This is a genomic window from Aeromonas aquatilis, assembly GCF_054052405.1.
In genome coordinates, this window is the sequence record NZ_JBSTYP010000022.1 from 41,418 (window position 1) to 68,409 (window position 26,992).

Sequence of the window (26,992 nt, forward strand, 5' to 3'; positions counted from 1 at the left end):
CTCTTGTCGGCTCATATCAATCACCACCCATTGCACTACCCGACGTACTGATAAGCCGTGCTTATTAGAGGAAAGACTTGTAAGGCAGCTCCGGCTCGTCGATGAAAATGTCATCAAATCCGCGCGGGTGCTGGTAGTGCAGCTTGCTCTGGTCGGTCGGGAAGGTGTATTTGCCACCGACTTGCCAGAAGAAGGGGCTGAAGCGATAGCCGAGGCGCTCTTTCTTCATATTCCACAACACTTCGATCTCGCGGGGATCATTTTGGAAGTTGGCCCAGATATCGTGATGGAACGGGATCACTACCTTGGTGTTGAGGGATTCCCCGGCGCGCAAGATGTCTGAGGAGGTCATCTTGTCGGTCACACCGCGCGGGTTCTCGCCATAAGAGAGCAGGGCTACATCGATTTGGTAGTCGTTGCCGTGCTTGGCATAGTAGTTGGAGTAGTGAGAGTCACCCGAGTGGTAGAGGTTGCCACCGGATGTTTTGACCAGATAGTTCACCGCCCGATCGTCCATGCCATCCAGGATGTTCTTGTCGGTGGATGAGACCCCCGCCGGCAGGGTGACCAGCGCGGTACGGTCAAAGGCATCGAGTACCTGGATCACGATATCGCCCACCGGGATCTCGTCACCCACACGCGCCACCACACAGCGCTCGGCCGGTACTCCCCAGCGCTGCCAGAGTTCGACACAGGCCTTGGGGCCAATGAACTTCACATGTTCACCACAGTTTTGCAGCACGGCAGCCGCCACATTGACGTCGATATGGTCGGCATGGTCATGGGTGGCCAACACCGCATCAATATCTTTAATCCCGAAAGGATCGAGCACGAAAGGTGAGGTTCTCAGATTGGGTTGCAGCTTGCGCACGCCCCCCATCCGCATCATCTGGTGCTGCTTGTTCATGTTGGGATTGCCATGGGTGCGCTTGCCGGTGCCGCACCAGAAGTCGATGGAGATGTTGGTATTGCCGGCAGACTTCAGCCAGATACCGGTGCAACCCAACCACCACATGGCGAATGTGTTCGGTTTTACCTCTTCCTGTTCAATCTCTTCATTCAGCCAGGTGCCCCACTCGGGGAAGGTGCTGAGGATCCACGATTCACGGGTGATTTCTTCAATCTTGCTCATCTCACATACCTTTCTGATTTGATGGTTCACACAGTGGTGATTCATCGGATGATGACATGGCTTGCATGGTTGCGAGCCAGTGATTTGTTTTGATTGGTTGTGACTATATTACCAGCCGTTGTGATTATCAATGATTATGGTGATTGTTTTGTGAGATTAATTGCGGCATATCACAATCAAGAGACGAGTATGTTTTTAAGTATTTGTATTTATTGGATTTACTTATTTTTAGCATATTTTAAGGGATTCTTTGAATCCTTTTATGCGGTTTTGATTGCCCTTTTAACCGAAATTTCACATCCGGCTTGTGGAAAAAAGAGATTCTCTCGACATAGATCTTCATCACAATAAATCACATTGTGACTATGTATGATTATTTTAGATTTTGCAGTGAGTGGTGACAGTTGAATCTGCTCGCGGGACGTCAGGTAAAGCAATGCCCATATGAATGGTGAGATGTCTGCACCAATCCAATAGCAATGAGTTGTCCTCATCTGGACGGAGCATAAATATGGAAACCCTCTACAACGCTTTTTACATCTTTTACAGTCAGGTGATGACCAAGGCACCCCTGCTGTTGGGGCTGGTGACCTGTCTTGGCTACCTGTTGCTCAAGCAGGATGGCACGACGGTCGTCAAGGGGACGGTGAAGACCATCGTCGGTTTCATGCTGGTGCAGGTGGGCGCCAGTACGCTGGTGGCCGGCTTCAAGCCGGTGGTGGACAAGATTGCGGAATATCATCACCTCACCGGTTCAGTGATTGACCCCTACACCACCATGATGGCGACCATGGAAACCATGGGAGAGAACTACTCCTGGGTCGGATATGCGGTATTGCTGGCCCTTGCCCTCAATATTCTGCTGGTGTTGCTGCGGCGCTATACCGGGATCCGCACCATCATGCTGACCGGCCACATCATGTTTCAGCAGGTAGGTCTGATCGCGGTCTTCTATATGGTGATGGGGGCCTCGATGTGGGAAACCATCCTCTATTCCGCCGTCATCATGGCGCTCTATTGGGGGATCTCCTCCAATATCATGTTCAAGCCGACTCAAGAAGTGACCGGCGGGGCCGGGTTCTCCATCGGTCACCAGCAACAGGTCGCTTCCTGGATTGCCACCAAGGTGGCTCCGAAACTGGGCAAAAAGGAGGAGAGCGTCGATCACCTGAAGCTGCCCAAGTGGCTGCATATCTTCCACGACAGCATCACTGCGACCGCGATTGTGATGACCATCTTCTTCGGTATCATCCTGCTCTCGTTTGGTCTCGATAATCTGCAGCAGATGGCGGGTCAGACCCACTGGTCTATCTATATTCTCGAGACCGGCCTCAAGTTTGCGGTTGCCATACAGGTCATCGTGGTGGGGGTGCGGATGTTTGTCGCCGAGCTCTCCGAGGCCTTCAAGGGGATCTCCGAGCGGGTCATTCCCAACGCCGTCCTGGCAATCGATTGCGCTGCTATCTACGCCTACTCACCTAATGCCATGGTCTTTGGCTTCATGTGGGGGGCCATCGGTCAGTTCCTTGCAGTGCTTGCCCTGCTGGCATTCCAGGCGCCCATCATGATTATCCCGGGCTTTATTCCCATGTTCTTCTCCAACGCCACTATCGGGGTGTTCGCCAACCACTTTGGCGGCTGGCGAGCGGTGATGAAGATCTGCTTCGTCATGGGGATCATCGAGGTGCTTGGCTCTGCCTGGGCGATCCACCTGTTCGCGGTCAATGGCACCAGCTTCAACGGCTGGATGGGGATGGCTGACTGGGCGCTGGTATTCCCGGTGATCATGCAGGGCCTCTCGTTATCTTCCCTGTTCTTCTTGGTGTTACTGGCTGGTGCCGGGCTCTATATGTACTTCGCTTCCCGCACGTTGCGGATGGAAGAGGATATGGCTGTTCCGGATACTGCCGTGGCAGAAGAAGTGACCGAACTGTCAGCCTTGCCAGCCGAGAGTGCCAAAGGGGGACATGCGGTGCGGATCCTGGCGGTATGCGGCAACGGTCAGGGCTCATCCATGATGATGAAAATGAAGATCGGCAAGTTTCTCGAGCAGCGTGGGGTGCCCCATGTCATGGACTCCTGCGCCGTGGCCGATTACAAAACCAAGCTGCAGACCACCGACATTATTGTCTCTTCCAAGCATCTGGCCGGTGAAATGAGTCCCGGTGAGGGCAAGTTCGTGCTGGGTGTGCAGAACATGCTTAACCCGAATTCGTTTGGCGATGAGCTGTTGGGCCTCATCAAAAACAACTTTGCAAATTAAGCCGATGAGCCTCGCTGCATTTGGCCGCGGGCAAGGAGAACAAGATGAAATTCAAACAATCTCTGATGGAAAACAACTCTGTATTGCTCAACGCGGTAGCGACTGATTGGCGCAGCGCCATCAAATTGGGTACTGACATGCTGATCCGCTCCGGCGCCGTGGAGCCGCGTTACCACGATGCCATTATCGGTAGTATCGAAAAAATGGGTCCCTACATTGTGATTGCACCGCAGTTTGCGATGCCTCATGCCAGACCAGAAGATGGGGTCAATCGCACGGCGTTCGCACTGGTCACCCTGACCACACCGGTGAAATTTGAGGGGGAAGAGGAGCCGGTGGACGTGCTGGTAACGCTGGCGGGGAGCACCTCGGATGAACACATGGAGGGGCTGATGGAGGTGACTCAGGTGCTGGAGGATGAATGCAGCGAGAGCGGGATCAACCTCGACAAGCTGCGAGTGTGCCAGAGCACAGCAGATGTATTCAACGTCATTGATCAGGCGCTGGCGCAAGTGGTCTGAGGCACCCAAAGCGGCCCCGTAAGGGGCCCAGGAGAACGAAATGTACAACTCATTGAAAGAGGCGGTACTGGAGGCCAACCTGCTGTTGCCCCGGTACGGTCTGGTTACCCTGACATGGGGCAACGTTTCCCAGATTGATCGCACCCGGGGCGTCGTGGCTATCAAGCCGTCCGGAGTCTCTTACGACAATATGACCATTGACGATATCGTGGTCGTTAATATGGATGGGAAGGTTGTTGATGGGCATTTATCCCCATCCAGTGATACTGCAACCCATCTGGTTTTATATAAAGCGTTCCAAGGTATTTCTGGTATTGTGCACACGCATTCTCGTCATGGCACTATTTGGGCGCAAGCAGGCATGGATATTCCTGCATTGGGGACGACCCACGCCGATTATTTTTATGGGGATATACCCTGCACGCGTCCGCTGACCGAAGATGAAATTCGCGTTGATTATGAGAAGAATACCGGTGAGGTCATTGTCGAAGAGTTCTATCGGCGCGACCTTGACCCGCTGGCCTTGCCAGGCGTAGTCATTACCGGCCATGCCCCGTTTTGCTGGGGCAAGAGTGCGGTAGACGCGGTGCATAATGCGCTGGTTCTGGAAGAGGTTGCAACAATGGCACTGGCAACCAGAGCGTTGAATCCGGCCATCCATATTGCGCAGGAGTTGTCTGACAAACACTATTTCAGGAAACACGGTGCCAATGCTTATTATGGTCAGCGTTAATTAGTCACCATATACGTTAAATTTTAAATATATTATTTAGTGACTTCAGGTTACGGCCTCTTTTCGACATTAAATCAATGGCCTTGTGTATCCTGCCAACAATTTAAATTAAGGAAATATATTATGACTAAGCCAATGTTACAGATTGCTCTGGATTCAACCGATCTTGCAACTGCAGTAGATATTGCAGATCGCGTCGCCGGTTATGTCGAAGTGATCGAGGTCGGCACTATTCTGGCTTTTGCAGAGGGCATGTCTGCGGTACGCACCATGCGCGAGCGTCATCCTGATCACATCATCGTATGCGATATGAAGACCACAGACGGTGGCGCCATTCTGGCCCGCATGGCCTTCTCTGCGGGTGCTGACTGGATTACGGTGTCAGCGGCCGCCCACGTCGCTACCATTGCAGCCTGCAAAAAGGTGGCAGATGAGTTTGGCGGGGAGATTCAGATCGAGATCTATGGTAACTGGACACTGGAGGATGCCAAGCAGTGGGCTGATATGGGGATCACTCAAGCGATTTATCACCGCTCGCGGGATGCCGAGCTGGCCGGTGTCAGTTGGATGCAGGCCGATTTGAGCAAGATGCGGGCACTCTCCGAGCTGGGGCTGGAGCTGTCGATCACCGGCGGTATTGTGCCGGAAGATATCCATCTGTTTGAAGGTATCCGCGCCAAGACCTTTATCGCCGGGCGGGCATTGGCCTCTGAAAGCGGACAGGCAACCGCCGAAGCGTTGCGCCGCGAGATAAACAAATATTGGTAATGGGATCGGGGCGGCGCCACCTGTGCCGCCGCCCTGTTTTTTCTCTTACATTTTCTTGCCTGCCAGCTTCATCCCTGTTCACTGCTCTCTTTTTTCCACCGGCAATGCTTTGGTTGTTTCGCTCTATTTTGTGTTACACCACCACTCCCGATAGCTGGCGAGGCGGTAGCCGCGCTCGGTGATAAGAGCGGGCAGGGACGGGTCGGTCAGGATCGCCAGTTCGTTGAGGCGGGGCTGGCAGTAGGAGCTGCCCTGCATCTCCATATCGATAAAGGAGGGGTGGCACATGATCTCGAGCGAATGGGTCCCCTGTTCACTGGCCTCATCGAGCAGTTGCAGCAGACTGTTTTGGGTCAGCTGCGCGCCGTAGAAGCGGTCATCGAACCGATCGCAGCTGTGCGGGTGGTTGACGGTCAGACCGTGGCGGGCGATTTCGCCCCGGTCGATGCGAAGTGGCAGGTCATGGGCTTTGGCGAAGGCCTCCACCAGCGGGTAGAGTGTCGGCAGCATATGAACATGGTGGTGGCTGTCGATATGGGTCGGCTGCTGGCCGAAGATCGCGACAAAGCGCTGATACTGACTCGCCAGCTCGCCGGATATCTCCGCCAGATCCAGCTCTCCGGCTTCACTCTTGTGCCAGATCCCCTTGTTGAGATCGCCCTGCTCGTTCACCAGCGAGGTGAGCGGTGTGAGCGGTTTGCCCCAGCTAAGCATAAAGTGCAGCCCGACTGGCAATTCGGGGAAGCGTTTGGCCAGCCAGGCGGCATGCTCGATGGCGGGGGAGGTGACAATCGCAGTGGTGGAGCTGACGACCCCGTGCTCGAACGCCTCTACGATGCCGTAGTTTTGGGCGCGGCAGAGGCCGAAATCGTCGGCGTTGATGATCAATCTCTTGCTCATGAGGATTCCCTTGCGGTTAAGCGCCCCGCCGGTTCGGGCGGGGCGTGTTGGCCTCAGGCGAGGGCGTCGATGGCGGCAGCGAAGTTGGGCAGGTGTTCGCGGTGGGCCAGCAGCAGCTCACGGGCGACGATGCGGGCATCGTTGTCGGAGTGGATCAGTGGGTTGAGGTTCATCGCCAGCAGCAGGTCATCGAAGTTGCCACTGATGGCGGCGTTGGCGGCGGCGATCTCGAAGCTCTTGATGAGATGCACCAGCCCGTTCACTTTGTCGTCAAAGCGGGTGAGACGCGGGTGGGGGATGGCGCCGTCACGTCCGATCAGGCAGCTCATCTCCACCGTCCAGTCGGCCGGGATATTGGTGACATGGCCCTGATGGGGCACGATGACGTAGTGCTCGCTCTGCTTGTCGTTGTAGATGGCGCTGATCACTTCGCAGGCTGCATCGGAGTAGTAGGCGCCGCCACGCAGCTCCAGCTCCTTGGGCTTTTCGCACAGCTCGGGGTTCTGGTAGAGCTCGAACAGTTTCTTCTCGACCTGCTGCACGACTTGAGCCCGTGCGCCGCCTTTATAGAACTCGCCCATCTCGATCCCCAGCATCTCTTTCTCCTTGAAGTAGTAACGCAGGTAGGAGCAGGGAAGCAGGCGCAAGCCGCGGATAAAATCGGGGTCGAACGGCAAGTCGAAGATGTTTTTGACCGAGCTGGCGCGGGTCAGGCTGCCATCGGCGACCCCTTCCAGCAGCTCGTCAAAGCGGGATTCGCCGTTGATCAGCACATCGCCGATAAAGACCAGATGGTTGAGGCCGAACAAATCCATGGAGAGGTGATCCTGTTCGGTCAAATGGAGGGCATCGCGCACAAACATCTGCATGCCGACCGGAATGTTGCACACCCCGATAAAGCGGCGGAAGTTGGTATGACGGCGCACCGCTTCGGTCACCATGCCGGCCGGATTGGTGAAGTTAATCAGCCAGGCATCCGGGCAAAGCTCTTCGACGTCGCGGATGATGTCGAAGATGACCGGAATGGTGCGTAGCCCTTTAAACAGGCCGCCTGCGCCGTTGGTCTCCTGCCCCAGCATGCCGTGGCTCAAGGGGATGCGCTCATCCTTCTCCCGCGCCTGCAACTGGCCTACTCGAAGCTGGGTGGTGACGAAGTGGGCGCCCACCAGTGCCTCGCGGCGATCCAGGGTTTTGTGCAGGGTCATGGGGATGCCAGCCTGGTGGATCATCCGTTGGCAGAGGTCGAAGATGATGTTCAGTTTCTCTTCGCCAGCGGGAATATCCACCAGCCACAGCTCGCTGATGGGCAGCTCGGCATAGCGCTTGATGAAACCATCGACCAGCTCGGGGGTGTAGCTGCTGCCGCCGCCTATGGTGACTACCTTGATCTTCTCGCTCATAAATCCCTCTTTATCGATCTTTCTAGGTTTGATGGTGGCCGCTCTGTCATCAGGGTGAGAGGGGCCGCAGCCGCCTGTGGCAGGGGCTGGTCACAATGGATTGGTTCTCTTGAACCGGGTTGTTTAGGTCAGCAACTCGCTGGTCTCAGGCTGAACTTTCGAATTTCGGATAGAGATATTTGCGGTAACTGCCCGGGGTAAACGAGGTGAGCTTCTTGAAGTTTTTGATAAAGAGGCTGACGTCGTTGTAGCCGGTCTCGAAGGCGATATCGGCCACCGAGTTGTTGGTCACCTCCAGCTGCATCTTGGCGTAGTTGATCCGGATCTCGTTGATGATCTGCATCGGCGTCTTGTTGTAGTAACGCCGGGTGGCCCTGGTCAGATACTCCTGGCTCTTGCCACAGAGGGAGACCATGTTGGCCAGCGCATCCTCGGCAAAGAGGGGGCGATCGTGCATCCGCTCCACGGTTTCGTGCAGCCAGAGCGGAAGATCATCGCTGGCGGAGGTGTCCTTGTAGTGACGCAGCCGGTTCATCACCGCGTAGGTCACCACTTCGAGAAATTCGGTCAGCGCCTCTTCCCTAAACCCCGGCGAGACCAGCACCGACTCGATGTAGCTGAGGAACTCGCTCTTGAGCGCATAGGCCTGTGAGGCGACGAAGTGTTCCGGCAGCAGGTATTTGAAGTGCTCGTCAAAATAGGTACGGGTGATCCCGACGTTGAAGATGCGGGTGGTGCCGAACTCGTAGAAGCTCTGATGGCGGGAGCCGAGCGGGATAAATACCACGTCCCCCCGCTCCAGCAGCACCCGCTTGCCGTTGACCTCCTGATAGTAACGACCGGTCAGTACCAGGGTGAACTCGTAGTAGTCGTGCTGGTGCAAACCGGTTCCGCTCACCTGTTTGTTGTAGATGAACATGTGGAACGGTTTGTTGTTAAACAGTTCGGTTTCCCGGATTGTTTTGACGCTCATGAGTCGCTTCCTGATCTGCGGGCCGATGACGGGGCCTCTCGCCCTGTCCGGAGGTTATTGGTTCTGCAGCTTTTCGTGCAGCTCGATCAGCTCGCTGATCTGCTCACGGGCCAGCATGGAGGTCATCAGGTGATCCTGGGCATGAACCAGCACCAGAGTGACCGGGATCTTGCCCTCGCCCTGATCGTCCTCGATCAGCTGGGTCTGTACCAGATGGGCGGCATTGAGCGCCTCGCGGGATTGAGCCATCAGCTGGTGAGCGGCGGCCAGATCCCCCTCCTTGGCCTTTTTCAGCGCGGTGTAGGCGAGACTGCGGGCCTGCCCGGAGTTGATGATAAGCCCCATTACCACCTCTTCCAGATCGTTGCTGGTGGTGGCCTCTTCAGTGATGTTGTCCAGATCGAACATGTGTCGTTCCTTACGTAAATGCGTTAATTGAAACCGTTAATTAAAACCATGGTTGCGCGCTACCTCGGCAAACCAGTAGCCGCTCTTCTTGATGGTGCGCTGCTGGCTCTCCAGATCGAGGCGGACGAAGCCGTAACGGTTCTTATAGGCGTTGAGCCACGACCAGTTGTCGATAAAGGTCCACAGGTGATAGCCGCGACAGGCGCTGCCCTCTTCCAGTGCGCGATGCAGCCACTGGAGGTGCTCGCGAATGAACTGGATGCGGTAGTCATCCTCCACACGTCCCTCGGGACCGATAAAGCGCTCTTCCCCTTCGACCCCCATGCCGTTCTCCGAGATGTAGCAGGGCAGGTTGCCGTAGTTGACTCGCAGGTCGGTGAGGATGTCGTAGATCCCTTTTTCGTAAATCTCCCAGCCGCGGTGGGGGTTCATCTTGCGGCCCGGCATCTCGTAGTAGTCGAACAGATCTTCCGGCGTGCGCGGTACACCCTGCCACGCCACCTCTTTGGCCTTGACTCGGCGTGGCTGGTAGTAGTTGATGCCGAGGATATCCACCTTGCCGGCGGCGAGCAGCGCCTTGTCACCCTCTTCGATCTGTGGCAGCAAGTCGTACAGCTCTAGCAGCGCGACCAGCTCGGGGTCGTAGCTCCCCTTCAGGGCCGGATCGAGGAAGCTTTTGTTGAGCAGCAGATCCGCGATGCGGGAAGCGGCGAGATCAGCCGGATCCTGCGAGCGGGGATAGGTCGGGCTCAGGTTGAGGATGATGCCGATCTCGCCATCATGCTGGCAGGCGCGATAGGCCTGCACGGCACCGGCATGGGCCAGCGCGGTGTGGTAGGCGACGGTGGCCGCCCGACCAAAATCGACCACGCAGGGGTAGTGGTAGTGGCCAAGGTAGCCGCACTCGACCGGCACAATCGGCTCGTTGAAGGTGAACCAGTGCTTGATGCGACCGCCAAACAGGTCGAAGCAGCGGGTGGCGTAGCGCACATAGGCGGCCACCACTTCCCGGCTCTCCCAGCCGCCACGCTCCTGCATGCACATCGGCATGTCGAAGTGGTAGAGGTTGATAAGCGGGGTGATCCCCTCGGCCAGCAGCCGGTCAAAGACGGCGTTGTAGAAGCTGACCGCCTCCTGGTTGATTTCGCCCACCCCGTCCGGGATCAGCCGTGACCAGGAGATGGAGGTACGAAAACTGTTGTGCCCCAGCTGCTTGAGCAGCTTGATGTCGCTCTCGAAGTTGTCATAGAAGGTGGAAGTGTCGGTCGGGCCGACCCCGTTGTGGAAACGCTGCGGTTCGATGGAGAACCAGTAGTCAAAGATATTGGCGGATTTGCCGCCGCGGTTGGCGGCGCCTTCCATCTGCGGGGCCGAGCTGGCGCTGCCCCACCAGAAGTTATCCGGAAAACGATACTGCATGGGTTACTTCTCCAGGCTGTTAGGGGAGGAGTTTTGCTCCTCCCTTGCTGTCATTGGAATGGCTGTTATCAGAACTTCAGAGCCAGAGCGATATCCTCTTCGCTCTCCTCTTCTTCATCGATGACGTTCTGCGCTTTGTTGGCAATCAGCACGAAGGGGATATACATCATGGTCGCGACACCCAGGTTGAATATCGCCAGACAGAAGGCGGCCACGCTGCCGTTGGTGTTGAAGAAGGCACCCAGGCCGGTCGGCATGGTCCATGGCGCTATGTTGGTGATGGGCGGGATGATCCCGGCGTAGTAGGCCGCCATGGTGATCCCCATCAGTACCGGGTGAACCAGGATGAAGGGCACCAGCAGGATGGGGTTCATGATGACCGGCAAGCCGAACAGAATGGGCTCGTTGATCTGGAACATGCCGGAGGGCAGACCCAGCTTGGCGACCTGACGGTAGTCATCGCGACGGGAGACCATAAAGATGGCGATGATGAGGCCCAGCGTGGCACCGGTGCCGCCGAGGAAGACGAAGGAGTCAGTGATCGGCTTGGCCCAGAAGTGGAACTGCTTGCCTGCCTCCAGCGCCGCTTCGACCGAACCGTACTGGTTGTAGAGGGCGACGTTTTCCAGGGCGAAGGGGAAAAGTACGCCTGACTCCAGCGCAGTGAGCGCCAGCATGCCGTGTACACCGAAGAACCAGAGGAAGGAGGAGAAGATCACATAGACCCAGCCCACCAGACCCCCCATATTGGCCAGCGGGGTGGAGATACTGTCCATGATCAGCTGGTGGAAGTTGGTGCCGGCATTGTTCAGCAGGTAGGAGATCACCCCCATGATGGAGAGGATGATAAAGCCCGGGATCAACGCCGAGAAGGAGCGGGAGACAGAAGCTGGAACGCTGTCTGGCAGGGTGATGACCCAGTTGCGACGGACGATAAAGGCGAACATCTCGGCTACGGCGATACCGATCAGCATGCCGGAGATGATGTTGGCTCCGCCCAGCCAGTTGGCGCCGACCGCATAGGCTTCGCCCACGCTGAACGGCGTGACGGTCATAAAGGCTGCAACCGACAGCAAACCGGAGGCCAGGGGGTCGGTCTTGCGCTCTTCGGCCAGTGCCAGACCAATAAAGAAGGGGGCCATCAGGGACATGATCCCCAGGGTGCCGTTATAGACGTTGCCGCCGATGCTCTTGAGGCCATCAAGGGTGGCGATGGTGGCGGGATCGATCCGCACGCCGATAGAGTAGAAGAAGGAGCCTTCGCCAAAGCTCAGAAAGACGTTATTGATGAGAACGAACATGGCCCCGACCAGCGTCAGGGGCATCAGCTTGATAAAACCGTTCTTGATGGCGTTGACATGAGGTTGTTTGCCTAGCTTGACGGCTATGGGCAGTATGACCTTCTCCAACGATGCGATGATGTTGCTCACAGGGATCTCCTTACTGCGCGAGGCTCTTCTTGATAGAGGCTACCGCCGCCTTCAGTACGCCGAGGCCATCGACCTTGCCGTAGAGCAGGGTGTCGATCACCTCGACCGGCTTGCCCGGCAGTTGCTGCTGGATCTCCGGCAGCATGTAGGCGATTTGCGGGCCCAGCAGCACCAAGTCGGCATCCTGTCCCTTCTCGCCGGCCAGGGTCTCCGGGTAGGCATCGATCAGCACCGGCACATCATATTTTTCCGCCTGCGCCTTCATCTTTGAAACCAGCAGTGAAGTGGACATCCCGGCAGAGCAAAACAGGTAGATACGCTTCTTTTCCATAACCCTTCCCTCAACGCTTGAAAACCAAATGAACAGATCGGTCGAGATGGTTGCCTGTTGTGTTATCAAGACAGATCAATCATCTCCAGTTGACCTCATTGTATCTACCCATGGGTTTCATCTGGTATTTCGATATTTATATCAATAGTCTTTTGTTGACCATGGTTTTTGCCGTCGTTCACATTTTTGATGGGCAGGCGCAGCGGAAATGAGAAGGGATGGGGCGCAAGGAGGATGTTTTCCTTGGTTTAATCTTTATTTTTCAGTTGGTTATTTTTGTGGCCTTAAAGATTGCTGCAAGTTGGCTGAAAAAGATCAATAACGGGTGCTAGCTCACGTTTCACAAAGAATGCAACCTGATTGATATTCAGAATGGCGGGGATGAGCTGCCACTTTTTCAACAAGGTGTGCGCTCATTGACCATTTGCGGCAAGTGGGTTGACGAGTGAGGATGGTTGTTGCTGCGCAGAGCGGGTTGAAAGAGAGGGGGAGCAGACACTCTTACAGGGGACGTGGCGGTACGTCAGAGTTAAATGAGTAAGGGCTGAGGGGTCAGTGCAGTGAGAGGAGAAGGCACAAAGGGATAAAAGCTGACCCCGGAGTAGCTCCGGGGTCGGCGGGGAGGGCGTTAGATCCGCCCCTGATAGCGCAGGGGGAAGCGGCCCTGACTGTCGGGCTGGCCGAGGAAGGGGAGCCCTTGCTGCATCTGCGGCGGCAGTTCGGGGCCCGGTTTCAGGGTGCCCTGGAACAGGTACTGGCCATTGGGTTGCAGCTCGAGGCGACCCATGGTCTGTACCGCATCCGAGCCCTGCTTGAGTTCGGCCACCAGTTTGGAGTCGAGGCAGGCGAGTTTCACCTCGGGGTCGGCCAGATCCAGTTTGCCCGCCGGGGTATCGGCGCTGGCGTTGTACCAGTCGAGGTTGCCGTAGAGGTTGTCACACCAGGGGTTGCCCTGGGCAAACTGCTCCACCTTGAGTTGCAGCTGGCCGGTGATGGTGAGCGGGATCGGCAGGCGCATCGGCACCCGGCTCTGCAACCAGGGGGCGGGGGCGTTGAGGGTCAGATCCCGGCCGAAGGCGGCACCATTCCAGCCGACAATGCCCTGACCGTTCAGCCCGTTGCGATCGCCAAAGCGTATGGCTACTTCGGGGGCGAAGCGCAGCAGCGACCAGCCGTTGAGATCCCAGCGCAACTGGTTCACCGATTCGCTGGCATATTGCAACCGGGCGATCTGACCGCTCCAGAGGGTGCCGCTCACCCCTTCCAGTTTCAGCAGGTTGGCAACGTTGGCAGGCAGCGGCAGATAGCGCGCCACCAGCGCGGCAGGCAGGGTGGCCAGCAGGAAGACCAGATAGGCGGCCAGAAACAGGCTGGCAATCAGGATGCGTTTTTTCATTGTGGACGACTCAACTGCAAACGTCTGACCTTGACCAGACCCAGGGCCAGATCCTCTCGGGCGATCTCGATGATTTGAACCTGAATGCCGTGCTGCTCCACCAGAGTGGAGAGCCAGAGCAGCAAGTCATCGAACTGGACCGTGTCGATCCACACTTGCAGCTCCTGCGCCTGGGGTTGCAGCCGGGCAATCTTGATCTTGTGGTTGAAGGCGGTGCGGTTGACGACCCCTTCCAGGGTGCCGCTGGTATCGATCTGACGACCCGATCCACCCTGCATGGCCAGCACCTCTTCCCCCTTCTCCTTGAGCCAGGCGAGGGTCTGCTGCTGGTTCTGCACCTGCCGCTCCCGCTCGGCAATGCGATTATTGATCGGTTGCCAGATGCTCCAGTAGAAGAGGCCGACCAGCAACAGGGCGCCACCTGCGACCACCAGCCGCTGTTCCCGTGCGGTGATGCCGTGCCACCAGCTCTGCAATTTTTCCATCATGATGATTTACCCTTGAGCACCAGTGCGCCCTCTACCTTGCCCTCGGTGCTGCGCACCTCGCCCTGTTGCACCTCGAATTGTTTGCCTGCCAGCTCGCGGAACCGCTCGATCTCGGCAAAGCCGGGGGCGGTCACCTGCAGCCGCAGCTCGCGGCGACTGGCATCAAAGCGCATCACCTGCGGTTTCAGACCGGGTATTTCGGCAAAGGTGGGGGCCAGCTCGGTCAGCATCAGCAGCACGCCGTTTTGCGGGGCCTGTCCCATCTGTTGCAGGTGCTGGGTCATCTGGCTGCGCACGTTCACGATGCGGTTCTCCCCCGGGAAGATGCGGGTATAGACGGCACGGATCTCCGCTTTCAGCGCCTTGTCCTGCTCGGTGAGCTGATAGAGCTGCACCCCGCGCTGGCCGAGGGCCACCAGCAGCAACAGGCCGGCGGTGATGGCCACCTTGCGCCACTGCAACCAGTAGCGGGCATATTCGGTCTGCGGTCGGTAGGGGCCGGTCAGCAGGTTGGCCCGGCAGGTGAGGGCCCCCTTGGCCAGCAGCAGCATGGGCAGCTCGGGCTCCGCTGCCTGCCAGTTGGCGGCGGCAATGGCGGGCACCGGGGTGTGGCTGTGGATGGTGACCGGCTCGGCTTCGGTTGCCAGCAAGATGGCCAGCAGTGGCTCGTCGGCGACGATCCCCTGACAGGGGCCCTGGCGTACCAGCCACTCGCTGCCAAGTTGCAGCGCAGACCAGCCATCAGCGGCCTGTGGCAGCGCCAGCACATCGGGCAGCAGTTGCAGGCTCTTGAGGCCAGCGGTATCGAGCCAGTCGAGCCACTCGGCCATCTTCTGCCGATCCACCGCCATCAGGTCGACCTGTTGCCCTTCGTGGGCCAGCACCACCAGATGGAGCTCATCCACGTCGGAGGCGATCTGCTCCTCCAGCAGGTAGGGGAGGGCCGCCGCTGACTGGCGGTTGTAGCGACCCGGCAGGGTGACGCGCCGGAAGATCAGATTGCTGCCCGGCACTAGCGTGACCACGGGGCGGCCACCGGCCCGCTCCTGCAGCTCGCCCAAGGCATCGGCCGAGGGCAGGGTGCCGGAGGCGATGATCTCCTGCTCCTGACCGGACCAGACCAGCCAGGCCACGGGTTGTTGTTTATTGGTCCCCAGTCGGATGACCAGACTTTCGCTCACGCATCTCTCTCCTGCGATACCGGTTTGCAAAGGGCGTTGTGCGCCCTGGCAACCGGTGCGCAGCCCGCAGGCTGCATCCAACATCTCTCGTACCCGCGGGCGAGGGCCTGCAGGTGCGCTGTTTATTCGGCGCCGCTACTGAGGCGGCGCAGCATCACCAGTTTATTGTCCTTGCCCCGCTGGAACAGGGTTTCGAGCCAGGCCCGGTTGTCGCCGACCTCAGCCACGACTCGGGCTTCGAAGAAGTCGCTTTTCACCACCAGCGCCTCTTTCAGCCCTTTCACCGAATCGACCGGAGCGAGCATGTCCGTCATCAGCTTGCTCTCTTTCCACCCCTTCTGTGGCCGCTCGTTCAGCACCCGCTTGGCGTCATCCAGCCCGATAGTGCCCAGATAGAGGGCAACCAGCAGCTCGGGGCGCTCGGGCAGCAGGGTGTTGATATTGATCTTCAGCTTGTCGCTTGGCAGCGTGCAGACATAGGGGGCCAGTTTGGCATAGACCCTGGCCGTCACCCCGCGCACCGCCCTCAGCTCATCCTTACCAAGCATCCACTGATTGGCGGTCAGATAGGGTGGCTTGAGCCCCTCGTAATAGGCGTCCTCTGCACCAAGGCTGGAGACCAGCACGGTATCTTTGTCGGTCCAGTCACGGATGGCATCGGTGAGTTGGGCCGCCTCGTAATCATCCATCGCCAGCTGTTTGAGCAGTTCGCGAAACACTTGCACCGGATAGGGCTGCTGCGCCAGCTCCTCGCCGCTCCCCGCCTTGGAGGCCACGCTCAGGCTGTTGAGGTTGAAGCAGGATTGCAGGTCGGTCACCTCGCCCTTGAGCTGGCCATCGTCCACCGGAAACACAGTGTTCTTGCGGGCCCAGTTCTGGCTGAGGTTGACCACCTCGGGGTTGTCCTTGAAATCCTGCGTCAGCACCTTGCTCACCAGCGCTTCCGCCGAGAGGGCATACCACCATGCCTGTTTGCCGGTGGTGATGTTGGCGGTGCGGCGCAGCTCAAGCTGCAGGCGGCCGCTCATATTGCTGGCGATGATCACCATCACCGAGAGGATCAGCAGCACCACCAGCAGTGCCATGCCGCGCTGGTGACCGGGGGCGGCGAGATTAGCCCGCATTGGCGCCCCCTCCGTTCTGGCTGTCACCATTACCGCCATTGGTATTGCCGTTGCCGCCGTTGTTCCCGTTGTTGTTGTTGTTGTTGTTGTTGCCACCTTGGTCGGGGTTGCTGCTCTGGCTGTTCTCTTCGGCGCGCTGGCCACCGGCACCAATCAGGAACTGACGGCGAATGGTGCCGTAATCCTCCAGATCCAGCTCCACCGCCAGCCCGTGGGGCAGCACGCTGCGCTGGCTCCACTCCTCCTTCCAGTTGCCCTTGTCGAAGAAGTAGAGGCGAAACGCCGTGACCCCCGCCAGCACCGGCTGGATGCGCGGCTCGGTGCCGATCACCGGATCCGGATAGAGGTAGCTCAGGCGCTCCAGCTTCTGATCCTTGAGGCGCCAGCCGACCCGCTGCAGATGGGAGCGGGGCAGCATGCCGTCCGGGTTGAGCCAGCCGCTGCGCATAAAAGCCATGCCCCAGTCATCGCTCTGCTGGCCGAACCGGGAGGCCGCCAGCAGCACCTTGTTGTTCTCTCCCTCGATGCGGCCGCTGCGCGGCACCATCTGGGTGATGTCTCGCTCCAGCAAGGTGAAAGCGAGTTGCAGTTCGTTGAGGCGGGCCTCCTTGCGTTTGGCTACCTCGTCGCTGGTGAGCACCCCCTGCAGCACCTGATAGGCACCCATGCTGAGAGTGGCGAAGATGGCGATTGCCACCAGCATTTCGAGCAGGGTGAAACCGGCATGACGGACGGGGCGAGGCGTGCGGGCAACGTGCTGGGTCATCGGCTGATATAGGTCCGCATCATGGCGACCGGGTTCTCGGCCTTGGCCTCGGTGCGCACTTCCATATCGAGTGCCCGGAAGTTGTTGTCGGCGGTGGCGACGCCGCGATAGCGCCAGTACCAGGTGCTGCCCGCCATCTGCTCATCCCCTTCCACCCAGCTGTCGCCGGGCCACTTGTTCTCGAGCTTCTGTTGCACCAGCTGGTTCTCCACCACCCAGGTGGCGAGGGTCTTCTGCTCCAGATAGTTGAGGGCCGAGAGGTGTTCGCTGGCGGTTTTCATTACCGCAAGTCCGGCGATGGCAAAGACCGCCAGCGCCACCATGACTTCGAGTAACGTCATGCCGCGGGCGTTCATTCGCTCACCTCTTCATCTTCATTGCCGGTGAGCAGGGTGAGGCGGCCGAACTCGTCACCCTTGACGATGCGGGTGTAGCGGGCATCGTCATCTTGCTGGGTGAAGGTGAGCACGAACGGGCTCAGTTCGCCGCCCGGGAAGATCAGCAACTGCGGCGTGCGCTCCTTCTCGTTGCGCTTCTGTTCGGTTTTCTCGTCGGGGTCGGGCTGCCAGCCAAAGCCTTCCAGCTCCAGCGCCAGCGTCATATTCTCGGCCAGTTGCACCGGCCCCAGCTGCTTGTCGCCAGTCAGGGCCAGCCACTTGCGATCCTTGGCTTGGCGCTGCATAAACTGCCAGCCATTCTCCTCGACGCGAATACCTACCAGCCGGCCATCCATCACCGCGTACTCCTGCGCCAGCTGCAGCGTCGCCATCAGGCGACGCGCCTGCTTGTCCAGCTCCCTATCCCCTCTGGCGCCTCCCATGCTGAGGGTGACAGCGGTGGCCACCAGCCCCATCAGCATGGCGACCAGCAACACTTCCAGCAGAGTAAAGCCGGATTGGCGATGAAAGAAGAGAGATCGCTTCATGCAGTCAGCCCACAAGGAGTGCGGTGGCGACATATCACTTATTGGAAATCCTTCAGGTTCCAGTTGCCGATGTCGTCATCGGTACCGGCTTCACCATCCAGACCCATGGAGAAGATGTCGATCTTGCCGAACTGGCCCGGGCTCAGCAGCTGGTACGGGTTGCCCCAGGGATCTTGCGGCAGGCGCTTGATGTAGCCGCCATCGCGGTAGCTGCGCGGCGCTGGATCGATGGAAGGCTTGGTCACCAGCGCGTCCAGCCCCTGTTCGGTGGTCGGGTAGCGGTTGTTGTCCAGCTTGTACATGTCGAGGGCGTTTTCCAGCGCCACGATATCGGAGACCGCTTTCTGCTGGTCAGCTTTCTCCTTGTTGCCCATCAGGTTGGGCACCACCAGACTGGCCAGAATGCCGAGGATCACGATGACCACCATGACTTCCAGCAGGGTAAAACCGGATTGACGACGTTTGTTCATGAGTTGCTCCGTAACGAATGAGATGGGATGGCCCATCAGAGAGTGATCACTGGGTGGGTTCGACGGGCCGCCAGCGGCGCCACCGAACACCGGAAACTTACATATTCACCATGTTGTTCAGCTCAAGGATCGGCTGCAGGATCGACATCACGATAAACAGCACCACCCCGGCCATGGAGACCACCAGCATGGGTTCGAACACCCCGAGGGCTATATTGACCTGGGATTCAAACTCCCGATCCTGGTTGTCCGCCGCCCGCTCCAGCATGCTGTCGAGCTCGCCGCTCTGCTCGCCGGAGGCGATCATGTGCAGCATCATGGGCGGGAAAATCTTGGTCTCGGTCAGCGACTTGCGCAGACTGGTCCCCTCGCGCACCCGTTCGGCGGCCTCGAGAATGCGCATTCTGGCAAAGTCGTTGGAGAGCACTTCGCCGGAGATCTTCATCCCCTCCAGCAGCGGTACCGCACTGGCGTTGAGGATGCTTAAAGTACGGGCGAAGCGGGCGGTGTTGAGACCGCGACTGACCCGGCCAATCACCGGCAAGCCGAGCAGTACCTGATGCCAGCGTCGGCGACGTTTTTCATCGGTGAGCCACCAGCGCCAGACAAAGCTGCCGAGGAAGATCAGCAGCAGGAACCAGAGGCCGTAGGCTTGCATCAGTTCGCTGGTGCCGATGAGAAAGCGGGTGGTGCCCGGCAGTTGCTGACCCATGTGTTCAAACTGAGCCACCACCTTGGGCACCACGGCGGTAAGCAGGATCGAGATAACCCCGATGGCGACGCAGGTGAGCACGATAGGGTAGATCATCGCCTGCAGCAGCTTGGTGCGCATGTGCTGGCGCTGTTCGGTGTAGTCGGCGAGGCGGTTGAGCACCTTCTCCAGATGGCCCGATTTTTCACCGGCCGCCACCATGGAGCGAAACAGCTGGTCGAACACATGGGGAAAAGCCCCCAGCGAGTCGGCCAGCGAATAGCCTTCCACCACCTTGCTGCGCACAGTGGCCACCAGAGAGCGCAAGTGGGCCTTTTCGCACTGCTCGGCTACCGCTTTGAGCGCCTCTTCGATGGTGAGACCGGCCCCCACCAGGGTCGCCAGCTGGCGAGTGATGAGGGCCAGCTCGGCAGTGCTGGCACCGCGCCGAAACAGGGCGAAGCGGGTTGCTTCCCGTTTCGCCTTCTCGGTGGTCTCGTTGACCTCGAGGGGGGTGAGCCCCTGTTCGCGCAGCAACTGGCGTACCTGACGGGCCGAGTCGCCCTCCATCACGCCACTCTTGCTGCGCCCTTTGTTGTCGAGGGCCTTGTATTCGAATGCCGCCATCTCAATCTTCCCGGGTCACGCGCAGTACCTCTTCGAGGCTGGTCTGCCCCTTGAGGACCTTGTCGATGCCGTCACGGCGGATGCTGGGGGTGTGGCCGCGGATCAGCCGCTCGATGGCGAGCTCGCCGCTGGCACTGTGAATGGCTTCACGCACCGCTTCATCGATCACCACCAGCTCGTGGATGCCGGTCCGGCCACGGTAGCCGGTGTGGTTGCACAGCTCGCAGCCGACCGGACGCCACACCTGCTGATCGGGGGCCAGCTCGATGCCCATGGCCAGCCGCTCCTGCTCGGTGATGGGGCGCGGGGCACGGCAATCGGGGCAGAGGGTGCGCACCAGTCGCTGGGCCAGTACCGCCAGCAAGGAGGAGGAGAGCAGAAAGGGCTCGATCCCCATGTCCCGCATCCGGGTAATGGCGCCGATGGCGGTGTTGGTGTGCAGGGTCGACATCACCAGGTGACCGGTCAGCGACGCCTGCACCGCAATCTGGGCGGTCTCGAGGTCACGAACTTCCCCCACCATCACCACATCCGGATCCTGACGCAGGATGGCGCGCAGGCCGCGGGCGAAGGTCATGTCCACCTTGGTGTTGACCTGGGTCTGGCCCACCCCTTCGAGGTCATATTCGATGGGGTCTTCCACCGTCAGGATGTTGCGATCCCGCGAGTTGATTTCAGACAGCGCCGCATAGAGGGTGGTGGATTTACCGGAACCGGTCGGGCCGGTGACCAGAATAATGCCGTGGGGCTTGCGAATGAGCTCGCTGATGATGGTGCGGTTGGCCGCGGTCATCCCCAGCTGCTTGAGCTCGAGGCGCACGTTGTTCTTGTCGAGCAGACGCAGTACCACCCGCTCGCCGTAGCTGGACGGCATGGTGGAGACCCGCACGTCGACGGCGCGGCCGCCGATACGCAACGAGATACGGCCATCCTGCGGTACCCGCTTCTCGGCGATATCCATCCGTGACATCACCTTGATCCGCGAGACCAATAGCGAGGCCAGCTTGCGATGGGGGCGCAGGATCTCCCGCAGTACCCCATCGATGCGAAAGCGGATCACCAGTGCCCGCTCGAAGGTCTCGATATGGATATCGGAGGCCTCCTCCTTGATCGCTTCGCTCAGCATGGCGTTGATGAGGCGAATGATGGGGGCGTCGTCGTCGGCATCCAGCAGATCTTCGCTCTGGGGCAGCTCTTCGGCCAGGGCGAAGAAGTCCATCTCGTTGCCGAGATCTTCCATCAGCTGGCGCGCCTCGGAGGAGTCGCGCTGGTAGTGGGCCATCAGCAGCTCTTCGAAGGCCTCGTTGTCGAGCTGCTCCACCGCGAAGCTGCAACCTGCGACCCGCCGCACCTCCAGCAGGGCCTGCGGGGTGACGCCGGGGCGGCACTGCAGCACGGGGGCACCGTCCCGCTCAATCAGGATCACCCCGAAGTTGCGGGCAAAGACAAAGGGGAGCTCGGGCAGTGGCGCAGGCCCGACGCTTCCATCCAGATGGTAGGCACTCATCAGGGCTTACTCTGCACAAACGGGGTTGTGGTCTCGACAGTGCTTTGCTGTCTGCTCCGCATCTCGTTGATCTGCTTCTGGATCTCTTTTTGCAGCTCGGGCGACACCATCACATCCTGGCCATAGGCAGGCAATACCTGACGAGCGGGGGAGGTGGCATATCCTTCCTGCGAGGCGGCATTGAGCTGCTCGGCGCGGAACAGGGAGTACTTGTTGCTGGAGACACCGGTATAGACGTCCGCATCACGCAAGATGGTTGGCCGGATAAAGACCATCAGATTGCGCTTGGATGTGGTGTTGGAGGTGGAGCGGAACAGATAGCCCAGCACCGGGATATCGCCCAGCAAGGGCACCTTGGAGACCTGCTCCTTGGTCTGTTCGTCCATCAAACCGCCCAGCACCACGGTTTCGCCGCTTTTGACCAGCACCGCGTTCTTGACGGTACGGGTATCGAAAGTGGGGCCAAGGTTGGCAGTACCGGTCGCCTGGGTCTGGGCGACGCTGGAGACCTCCTGCTCGATATTGAGCAACACCGAATCCCCTTCGTTGATCTGCGGGGTCACCACCAGCTTGGTGCCCACCGTCTTGCGCTCGATGGTGTTGAACACCTGATCGCTGGTGGTGGAGCTTTGCGAACCGCTCTGGACCGGGACCTCCTGACCGACGTTGAAGGAGGCCTCCTTGTTGTCCATGGTGACGATACTCGGGGTGGAGAGAATATCGTTCTTGGTGTTGGAAGCCAGCGCCGTGGCCAGCATGGCCCAGTCGCCGTGATAGAAACCGGCGGCCATGCCGTTGAACTCTTTCAGCAGATTGGCGGCGGTGTCGGTCTTGCCGTTCTGGTAATCCTTGCCCGCGGCGATGGCACCGCCAATGGGCAGACCGGAGTTGGTAAACTGGGTGCCACCGCCGTTGGCATTGCCCCACTGAACGCCGAGGGTAAGACCATCGCCATCCTGCATCTCGACGATTATCGCCTCCACCAGCACCTGGGCGCGACGGATATCGAGCTTGGCCACCACCTGCTCCAGTTCGGACATCACGTCCGGCTGGGCGGTGATGACCAGCGCATTGGTGGTCTCGTCGGCTGAGATGGCCAGCTTGCCACCGCCGATGCTGGCGCCACCTGTGGTTGCGCCGCCGCCCTTCTTGTCGGCCTCGATGCTGGAGCTGACCCCCTTGAGCACCTCGACCATGTCTTTGGCCTTGCCATATTTGAGGTAGAAGACCCGGGTGTTGCCCTGACTCTGCAGGTCGCGGTCGAGCTGGCGCACCATCTGGATGATGCGGGCGCGCGCTTTGGGCTCACCACTCACTACCACAGAGTTGGTGCGCTCGTCGGCCACCACCTTGGGGGAGAGCAGCAGGGAGGCGGTGCCCCCTTGCGGGTTGCTATCCTTGTTGAGGTTGGTCACCAGCCGTACCATCTCACCTGCCGAGGCGAACTTGAGCTTGATGATGTCCACATCCTGATCGCCAGCGCGATCGACCCGGTTCACCACTTCCACCAGGCGATTGACCACGGCGGCGCGGCCGGTGATCAGCAGCACGTTGGAGGGCTCGTAGTGCACCACGTTGCCACCCCCGGCGTTGTCGTTGAGCTGGCGCAGCAGTGGCGCCAGTTCACGGACCGAGACGTTGCGCACCGGCACTACTCTAGTCACCATCTCGTCGCCGGAGCCCGGGTTGCTGCCATCCACCACCGGAATGGCGGAGGTCTTGGCATCCCGCGAGCGCAGCACCTTGAGCACCCCGTTGTCCATCGGCACCACGGCAAAGCCGTAGACGTCGAGCACGCTCAGGAAGAACTGGTAGTACTGCTCCTCATTGAGCAGGTCGTAGCTGCGCACGTTGATCTTGCCGCGCACCGATGGCTCTATGATGATGGTTTTATTGAGGTTCTTGCCCACCGTATTGATGAACTCTTCAATGTCGGCGTTCTTGAAACTGGCAGAGTATTCGGTGGCCCAGGCTGAGCCAGCCATCATCAGTGCCGCTGCGATAGTGGCCAGACGCCAGCTTTTCCCTTTCGTGGTCATTATTGGTACGACTCCAAATCATTATTCTGACAAGCGCACATAGATGTCGAACTGTTCGCCCTGTCGCTCGACGGTCACTGTCATTTCCGTTGCGCCAGCCATCTGCTGCATCGCCTGCATGGCTTGCATGTTGTCCCGTAAATCCAGCCCGTTGATGCTGATGGCCAGGTCATTGGCCTGCAGCCCGCTCTGGTTGAAAAACTCAGGATTGCTGCCCGGGTTGAGGCGATAGCCGGTCATGCGGCCATCCACCTGAACCGGTGAAATATTGAGGTAATCGGTGATCTTGCCCGGATCGGCCATCAGCTCGCTGCGCAGGGAGCCAAGGGGGGCGGCGTTGGTCTGCGGCAGCGGCTTGCCATACTCCTCGCCATCCAGCATCAGGGTCTCGTCGCGGCCATCCCGCTCGATGATCACCCGATCCGGATAGACCTGACGGATCCGCGCCTGGGTGCCGTCAATCATGTCACCGACCCCGTAGGAGTTCTGGATGCCGGACATGGCGATGATGGCGATGGATTTGGCGGGATCCGAGCTGGCCAACACCCCGTTGAGCTGGGCATTGAGCTGGGTACGCGGCGCATTGGCAGCCACGGCGGCTTTGGCCTGTGCCTTGGGGATCGCCTTGCCAAACAGCGCCAGTCGGCTCACCTCGCCCAGTTCAAGGCGCGGGTTGTTCTCGCCGCTGACCGCCACGGCGGAGGGTTGCCACGGTTGGCTGGTTTGCGGGCTTGCCAGGGTGAGCAGACGCCAGGTGAGGGCGGCGCTCTGCTGGGCCAGCATGAGCAGCAGCGCCAGAAAGGCCACCTGGGTGACTCTGGTCATGGGAAGCCGTCGGCACTGGGCCAGCAGCAGGGTCAAGATGTCATCCCTGAATCGTAGCGTCATATTAATCAACAAATTCCAGGCTCTGGGGCGGCTGCGTATTGTGTACGGCCGGTGGCTGCGACACAACGGGTCCGGGCGCGCCAAACCGTAAAAATGGATATTTCATCACACCGTAAACCTTTGAATGCTCACAAAAGTGGCACTCAGGTGAGGTGCATCCTGCTTGCCAGCGAACATCAGGGTACGGTGCGTACTCATCCTCGCCAATCCTGCAGCGCCTTGAGGGTCACGCTCTGTCCGGCGACCTGCAGCACTATGTATTGCTGGTCGATGGTGGCGAGCACGACTCCCGGGACGATTTCGTTCCCCTCCCGGTATTCCCGGCCATTGAGCACTACGGCTCGCTTGGCGGGATTGGAGGAGAACACATGAGAGCCGTAGCTCAGCTGCGGCACCTGCTGGCGCACCGATTGGGGTGCCGAGCCCAGCGCCATCACCCGGGCTGGTGCCACGTTCTGACTGACCTGGTTTGGCGTCTCCTGCAATGGCGTTTCATTGAGTGCCCGCATCAACTGCTCGGCCAGACTCAGCGTGGGGGTATTCCCCTGACTGGTTCCTTCGTTTTTGGCCACTGCTCTGGGTTGCACTACCGGCTCCGGCAGGGGCGGGGGCAGCGGACGGGTCACCATCGCCTTGGGTTCGACCCGCACGAAGGGTGGAGTGATCACCTCTTTCACCTCCACCTTCTCCTCGATGGGGCGCAGGTGGATCAGATGCCAGCCATAGTTGGCGCCTGCCCCCAGCAGCAGGGCCAGGGGGGCCAGCAGCCAGCCGATGCGACGAGGGCTGCGCTCCTCTTCCCGGGGCATGGGCAAGCCCATGGCAGGAATATGGGCGGAGAGTTGCGGTTGCTGCGCACGGCGCAGCGCCTTGAGCAGGGTAGACATCAGGAGGCCTCCTCCAGTTTGGGCATGGGTTCACCGGAGAGGGCGTTGAGACGCAGCAGGGTGTTGCTGCCCGCGATGCCATCAGGGGTCAGCCCCTGATCCCGCTGGAACTGCTGCAGCTTGTTCTTGAGCTCGCCATCGAAACGGCGCACCTTGCGCTCGGGTTGTTGCAGCGCACGGCTCAGGGCGTTGTCGAGCCATTGGATCTGGGTCTGACCGGCATTGCTGGCGATCACGCTGACGCCCCCTTTCGGCATGCGCCAGAGCAGGGTGTAGCTGCCGCTCCAGTTGTCGCTGAGCCACTGGCGATCCACCTGCCAGCTTTGGTCGCCGATCATCAGGCTGGCCTTGTTCGGCCCCAGATTGACCAGGGTCGCGTAGTAGAGGCCGCCAGTCTGGTCAGTGAGCGTGATCATGGCGGGATACTGCAGGGCGCGCAGCTCGTCGAGGCTTGCCTCTCCCTCCTGACAGCGCAGACCGGCACGGGGGGCGTTTTCACAGGTTGCCTCGAACGGTTCCGGTTCATAACCCCAGACCCGATAGAGATTCTGTATGGCGCTGTCGGGGTCGATGGCCTGATTGATCGCCTCGGTCAGCTGCTCCTGCTGCTCGGCGGTCTCGTCGATGGTGACCGGCACCTCGACCTTGACTACCGGACGGGTGGGGAACACGCCGAAAAATTGCCAGCCCCACCAGCCTGCGGCCACCAGCAGGGCGCCCGCCAGCGTCACCATCAGACCGGAGGCCCAGCTTCCTTCGTCCCGCACGCCATTGACCTCGAAGGCCGCCTGGCTGATATCGCTGTGGACAATCTTGTAGCTGCCACGGGCGAAAGCGGCGATCAGGGCGCGGTCGCAGATGAGGTTGATGAAACGGGGGATGCCGCCACTCAGGCGATGGAGCGTCTTGATGGCGCGCGGGGTGAAGATGGGTTGTACGCAGCCTGCAACTTGCAGCCGGAAGCGGACGTAGGCATCCACATCGCTGTGAGAGAGCGGCAGCAGGTGATAGCGGGCGGTAATGCGCTGGGCCAGCTGACGCAGCAGGGGTTGGCGCAGCATCTGTTGCAGCTCGGGCTGACCGATCAGCACTACTTGCAGCAGTTTTCGTTCGTCGGTTTCGAGGTTGGTGAGCAGACGCAACTGCTCCAGTACGCCGGGCAGCAGGTGCTGCGCCTCATCCACCAGTACCACGCTGCGCTTGCCTGCCGCCAGGTTGGCCAGCAGGTGATCGCGGATCAGGTCGAACAGCCGCTTGATCCCTGAATCATCGGGGTAGGGGAGCTGAAACTCGTCACAGATGGCCGCCAGCAGATCCCGTTCGGTCAGGGAGGGGTTGAGGATATAGGCGATCTCGGTCTCGGCGGGCAGCTGTTGCAGCAGGCAGCGGGAGACGGTGGTTTTGCCGGTGCCCACTTCGCCGGTTAGCAGCACAAAGCCGCCGCCATCCTGCAATCCATAGTTGAGATGAGCAAGGGCTTCGCCGTGGCGCTCGCTCATATAGAGGTACTTGGGATTGGGCGAGATGGAAAACGGGTGTTCCGAGAGGCCGAAGAACTGTGTGTACATGAGGGTATTCTTTTGTAGCCGGCGACAGATGAAAAATGTCTCCGGATGATAGCAAACCTCGCTTTCATTGGAAGCCATCATTGGCGCCGAAGGGCAAATTGCGGCCTTTTCCTGCCATCTTGTGATCCCGGTTGCGTCATTGGCACGAATCCGGATC

At 59.5% G+C, this 26,992-nt stretch carries 25 protein-coding genes and 1 pseudogene; 4 read left to right on the plus strand and 22 right to left on the minus strand.

Going from position 1 to position 26,992, the window contains the following annotated elements; genetic code table 11:
• Positions 1 to 64: 64 nt before the first annotated feature.
• A complete protein-coding gene (gene ulaG, locus ACW5W8_RS10705) occupies positions 65 to 1,132 on the minus strand; it encodes an L-ascorbate 6-phosphate lactonase (protein WP_498627818.1) in 1,068 nt (355 codons plus the stop codon).
• A 511-nt stretch (positions 1,133 to 1,643) separates the two neighbouring features.
• Between ulaG and ACW5W8_RS10710 the strand changes: the two genes are divergently transcribed.
• The 4 genes from ACW5W8_RS10710 to ACW5W8_RS10725 all read left to right on the plus strand — a co-directional run bounded on the left by ACW5W8_RS10710 (position 1,644) and on the right by ACW5W8_RS10725 (position 5,417).
• Positions 1,644 to 3,395, plus strand: coding sequence for a PTS ascorbate-specific subunit IIBC (locus tag ACW5W8_RS10710; protein WP_498627819.1), 1,752 nt, complete (start codon positions 1,644 to 1,646; stop codon positions 3,393 to 3,395).
• 44 nt (positions 3,396 to 3,439) lie between these two features.
• On the plus strand, positions 3,440 to 3,916 hold the full coding sequence (locus ACW5W8_RS10715) for a PTS sugar transporter subunit IIA (protein WP_498627821.1): 477 nt from the start codon (positions 3,440 to 3,442) through the stop codon (positions 3,914 to 3,916).
• Between the two features lie 40 nt (positions 3,917 to 3,956).
• Positions 3,957 to 4,649: an L-ribulose-5-phosphate 4-epimerase gene (locus ACW5W8_RS10720; protein WP_498627822.1), complete on the plus strand. Its 693-nt coding sequence runs from the start codon at positions 3,957 to 3,959 to the stop codon at positions 4,647 to 4,649.
• A 123-nt stretch (positions 4,650 to 4,772) separates the two neighbouring features.
• Positions 4,773 to 5,417 (plus strand): 3-keto-L-gulonate-6-phosphate decarboxylase UlaD, encoded by a 645-nt coding sequence (locus ACW5W8_RS10725; RefSeq protein WP_498627824.1) that lies wholly within the window; start codon positions 4,773 to 4,775, stop codon positions 5,415 to 5,417.
• Between the two features lie 123 nt (positions 5,418 to 5,540).
• Here the strand turns inward: ACW5W8_RS10725 and chbG are convergent, their stop codons facing one another.
• The 21 genes and pseudogenes from chbG to ACW5W8_RS10830 form a co-directional block, all read right to left on the minus strand.
• Positions 5,541 to 6,317, minus strand: coding sequence for a chitin disaccharide deacetylase (chbG, locus tag ACW5W8_RS10730; RefSeq protein ID WP_498627825.1), 777 nt, complete (start codon positions 6,315 to 6,317; stop codon positions 5,541 to 5,543).
• A gap of 53 nt (positions 6,318 to 6,370) precedes the next feature.
• Positions 6,371 to 7,717 (minus strand): 6-phospho-beta-glucosidase, encoded by a 1,347-nt coding sequence (locus ACW5W8_RS10735; protein WP_498627827.1) that lies wholly within the window; start codon positions 7,715 to 7,717, stop codon positions 6,371 to 6,373.
• 145 nt (positions 7,718 to 7,862) lie between these two features.
• On the minus strand, positions 7,863 to 8,690 hold the full coding sequence (gene chbR, locus ACW5W8_RS10740; protein ID WP_108540997.1) for a transcriptional regulator ChbR: 828 nt from the start codon (positions 8,688 to 8,690) through the stop codon (positions 7,863 to 7,865).
• A 54-nt stretch (positions 8,691 to 8,744) separates the two neighbouring features.
• Positions 8,745 to 9,098, minus strand: coding sequence for a PTS N,N'-diacetylchitobiose transporter subunit IIA (gene chbA, locus ACW5W8_RS10745; RefSeq protein WP_498627829.1), 354 nt, complete (start codon positions 9,096 to 9,098; stop codon positions 8,745 to 8,747).
• A gap of 36 nt (positions 9,099 to 9,134) precedes the next feature.
• Positions 9,135 to 10,517 (minus strand): glycoside hydrolase family 1 protein, encoded by a 1,383-nt coding sequence (locus tag ACW5W8_RS10750; protein WP_498627831.1) that lies wholly within the window; start codon positions 10,515 to 10,517, stop codon positions 9,135 to 9,137.
• A gap of 68 nt (positions 10,518 to 10,585) precedes the next feature.
• Positions 10,586 to 11,947, minus strand: coding sequence for a PTS N,N'-diacetylchitobiose transporter subunit IIC (gene chbC, locus ACW5W8_RS10755; RefSeq protein ID WP_108541000.1), 1,362 nt, complete (start codon positions 11,945 to 11,947; stop codon positions 10,586 to 10,588).
• Between the two features lie 10 nt (positions 11,948 to 11,957).
• Entirely contained in the window at positions 11,958 to 12,278 is a 321-nt protein-coding gene (locus ACW5W8_RS10760) for a PTS sugar transporter subunit IIB (protein WP_005350034.1), read from the minus strand.
• A gap of 628 nt (positions 12,279 to 12,906) precedes the next feature.
• Entirely contained in the window at positions 12,907 to 13,674 is a 768-nt protein-coding gene (gene exeN / locus ACW5W8_RS10765) for a GspN family type II secretion system protein ExeN (protein ID WP_498627833.1), read from the minus strand.
• Positions 13,671 to 14,162: a GspM family type II secretion system protein ExeM gene (gene exeM / locus ACW5W8_RS10770; protein WP_498627836.1), complete on the minus strand. Its 492-nt coding sequence runs from the start codon at positions 14,160 to 14,162 to the stop codon at positions 13,671 to 13,673. Before exeM ends, exeN begins: the two co-directional genes overlap by 4 nt.
• Positions 14,159 to 15,343 (minus strand): GspL family type II secretion system protein ExeL, encoded by a 1,185-nt coding sequence (exeL, locus tag ACW5W8_RS10775; protein WP_498627838.1) that lies wholly within the window; start codon positions 15,341 to 15,343, stop codon positions 14,159 to 14,161. The genes exeM and exeL overlap by 4 nt, the downstream gene beginning before the upstream one ends.
• A 122-nt stretch (positions 15,344 to 15,465) precedes the next feature.
• Positions 15,466 to 16,467, minus strand: coding sequence for a GspK family T2SS minor pseudopilin variant ExeK (exeK, locus tag ACW5W8_RS10780; protein WP_498627840.1), 1,002 nt, complete (start codon positions 16,465 to 16,467; stop codon positions 15,466 to 15,468).
• Between the two features lie 118 nt (positions 16,468 to 16,585).
• Positions 16,586 to 17,233, minus strand: a pseudogene (gene gspJ, locus ACW5W8_RS10785) (type II secretion system minor pseudopilin GspJ); the annotation flags it as partial.
• Complete coding sequence (gene exeI / locus ACW5W8_RS10790) at positions 17,230 to 17,589, minus strand: GspI family T2SS minor pseudopilin variant ExeI (protein WP_005338301.1); 360 nt, start codon at positions 17,587 to 17,589, stop codon at positions 17,230 to 17,232. The pseudogene gspJ and the gene exeI, both read right to left, overlap by 4 nt.
• A complete protein-coding gene (exeH, locus tag ACW5W8_RS10795) occupies positions 17,586 to 18,158 on the minus strand; it encodes a GspH family T2SS minor pseudopilin variant ExeH (protein ID WP_498627843.1) in 573 nt (190 codons plus the stop codon). The genes exeI and exeH overlap by 4 nt, the downstream gene beginning before the upstream one ends.
• A 38-nt stretch (positions 18,159 to 18,196) precedes the next feature.
• Positions 18,197 to 18,628: a GspG family T2SS major pseudopilin variant ExeG gene (gene exeG, locus ACW5W8_RS10800; RefSeq protein WP_005338297.1), complete on the minus strand. Its 432-nt coding sequence runs from the start codon at positions 18,626 to 18,628 to the stop codon at positions 18,197 to 18,199.
• Between the two features lie 97 nt (positions 18,629 to 18,725).
• The gene (exeF, locus tag ACW5W8_RS10805) at positions 18,726 to 19,946 is read right to left on the minus strand and encodes a GspF family T2SS innner membrane protein variant ExeF (protein WP_005338296.1); all 1,221 of its coding nucleotides are present in this window, start codon (positions 19,944 to 19,946) and stop codon (positions 18,726 to 18,728) included.
• 1 nt (position 19,947) lies between these two features.
• Positions 19,948 to 21,453 carry a GspE family T2SS ATPase variant ExeE gene (gene exeE, locus ACW5W8_RS10810; RefSeq protein WP_498627845.1) on the minus strand — a complete coding sequence of 502 codons (1,506 nt, stop codon included), beginning with the start codon at positions 21,451 to 21,453 and terminating at the stop codon, positions 19,948 to 19,950.
• Positions 21,453 to 23,492 (minus strand): GspD family T2SS secretin variant ExeD, encoded by a 2,040-nt coding sequence (gene exeD / locus ACW5W8_RS10815; RefSeq protein ID WP_498627847.1) that lies wholly within the window; start codon positions 23,490 to 23,492, stop codon positions 21,453 to 21,455. The genes exeE and exeD overlap by 1 nt, the downstream gene beginning before the upstream one ends.
• Before the next feature lie 21 nt (positions 23,493 to 23,513).
• Positions 23,514 to 24,353, minus strand: a complete 840-nt coding sequence (exeC, locus tag ACW5W8_RS10820; protein ID WP_498627849.1) for a GspC family type II secretion system variant ExeC — start codon at positions 24,351 to 24,353, stop codon at positions 23,514 to 23,516.
• A gap of 221 nt (positions 24,354 to 24,574) precedes the next feature.
• Complete coding sequence (gene gspB, locus ACW5W8_RS10825; protein WP_498627850.1) at positions 24,575 to 25,267, minus strand: type II secretion system assembly factor GspB; 693 nt, start codon at positions 25,265 to 25,267, stop codon at positions 24,575 to 24,577.
• Positions 25,267 to 26,835, minus strand: a complete 1,569-nt coding sequence (locus tag ACW5W8_RS10830; RefSeq protein ID WP_498627852.1) for an ExeA family protein — start codon at positions 26,833 to 26,835, stop codon at positions 25,267 to 25,269. Before ACW5W8_RS10830 ends, gspB begins: the two co-directional genes overlap by 1 nt.
• Between the last annotated feature and the right edge of the window lie 157 nt (positions 26,836 to 26,992).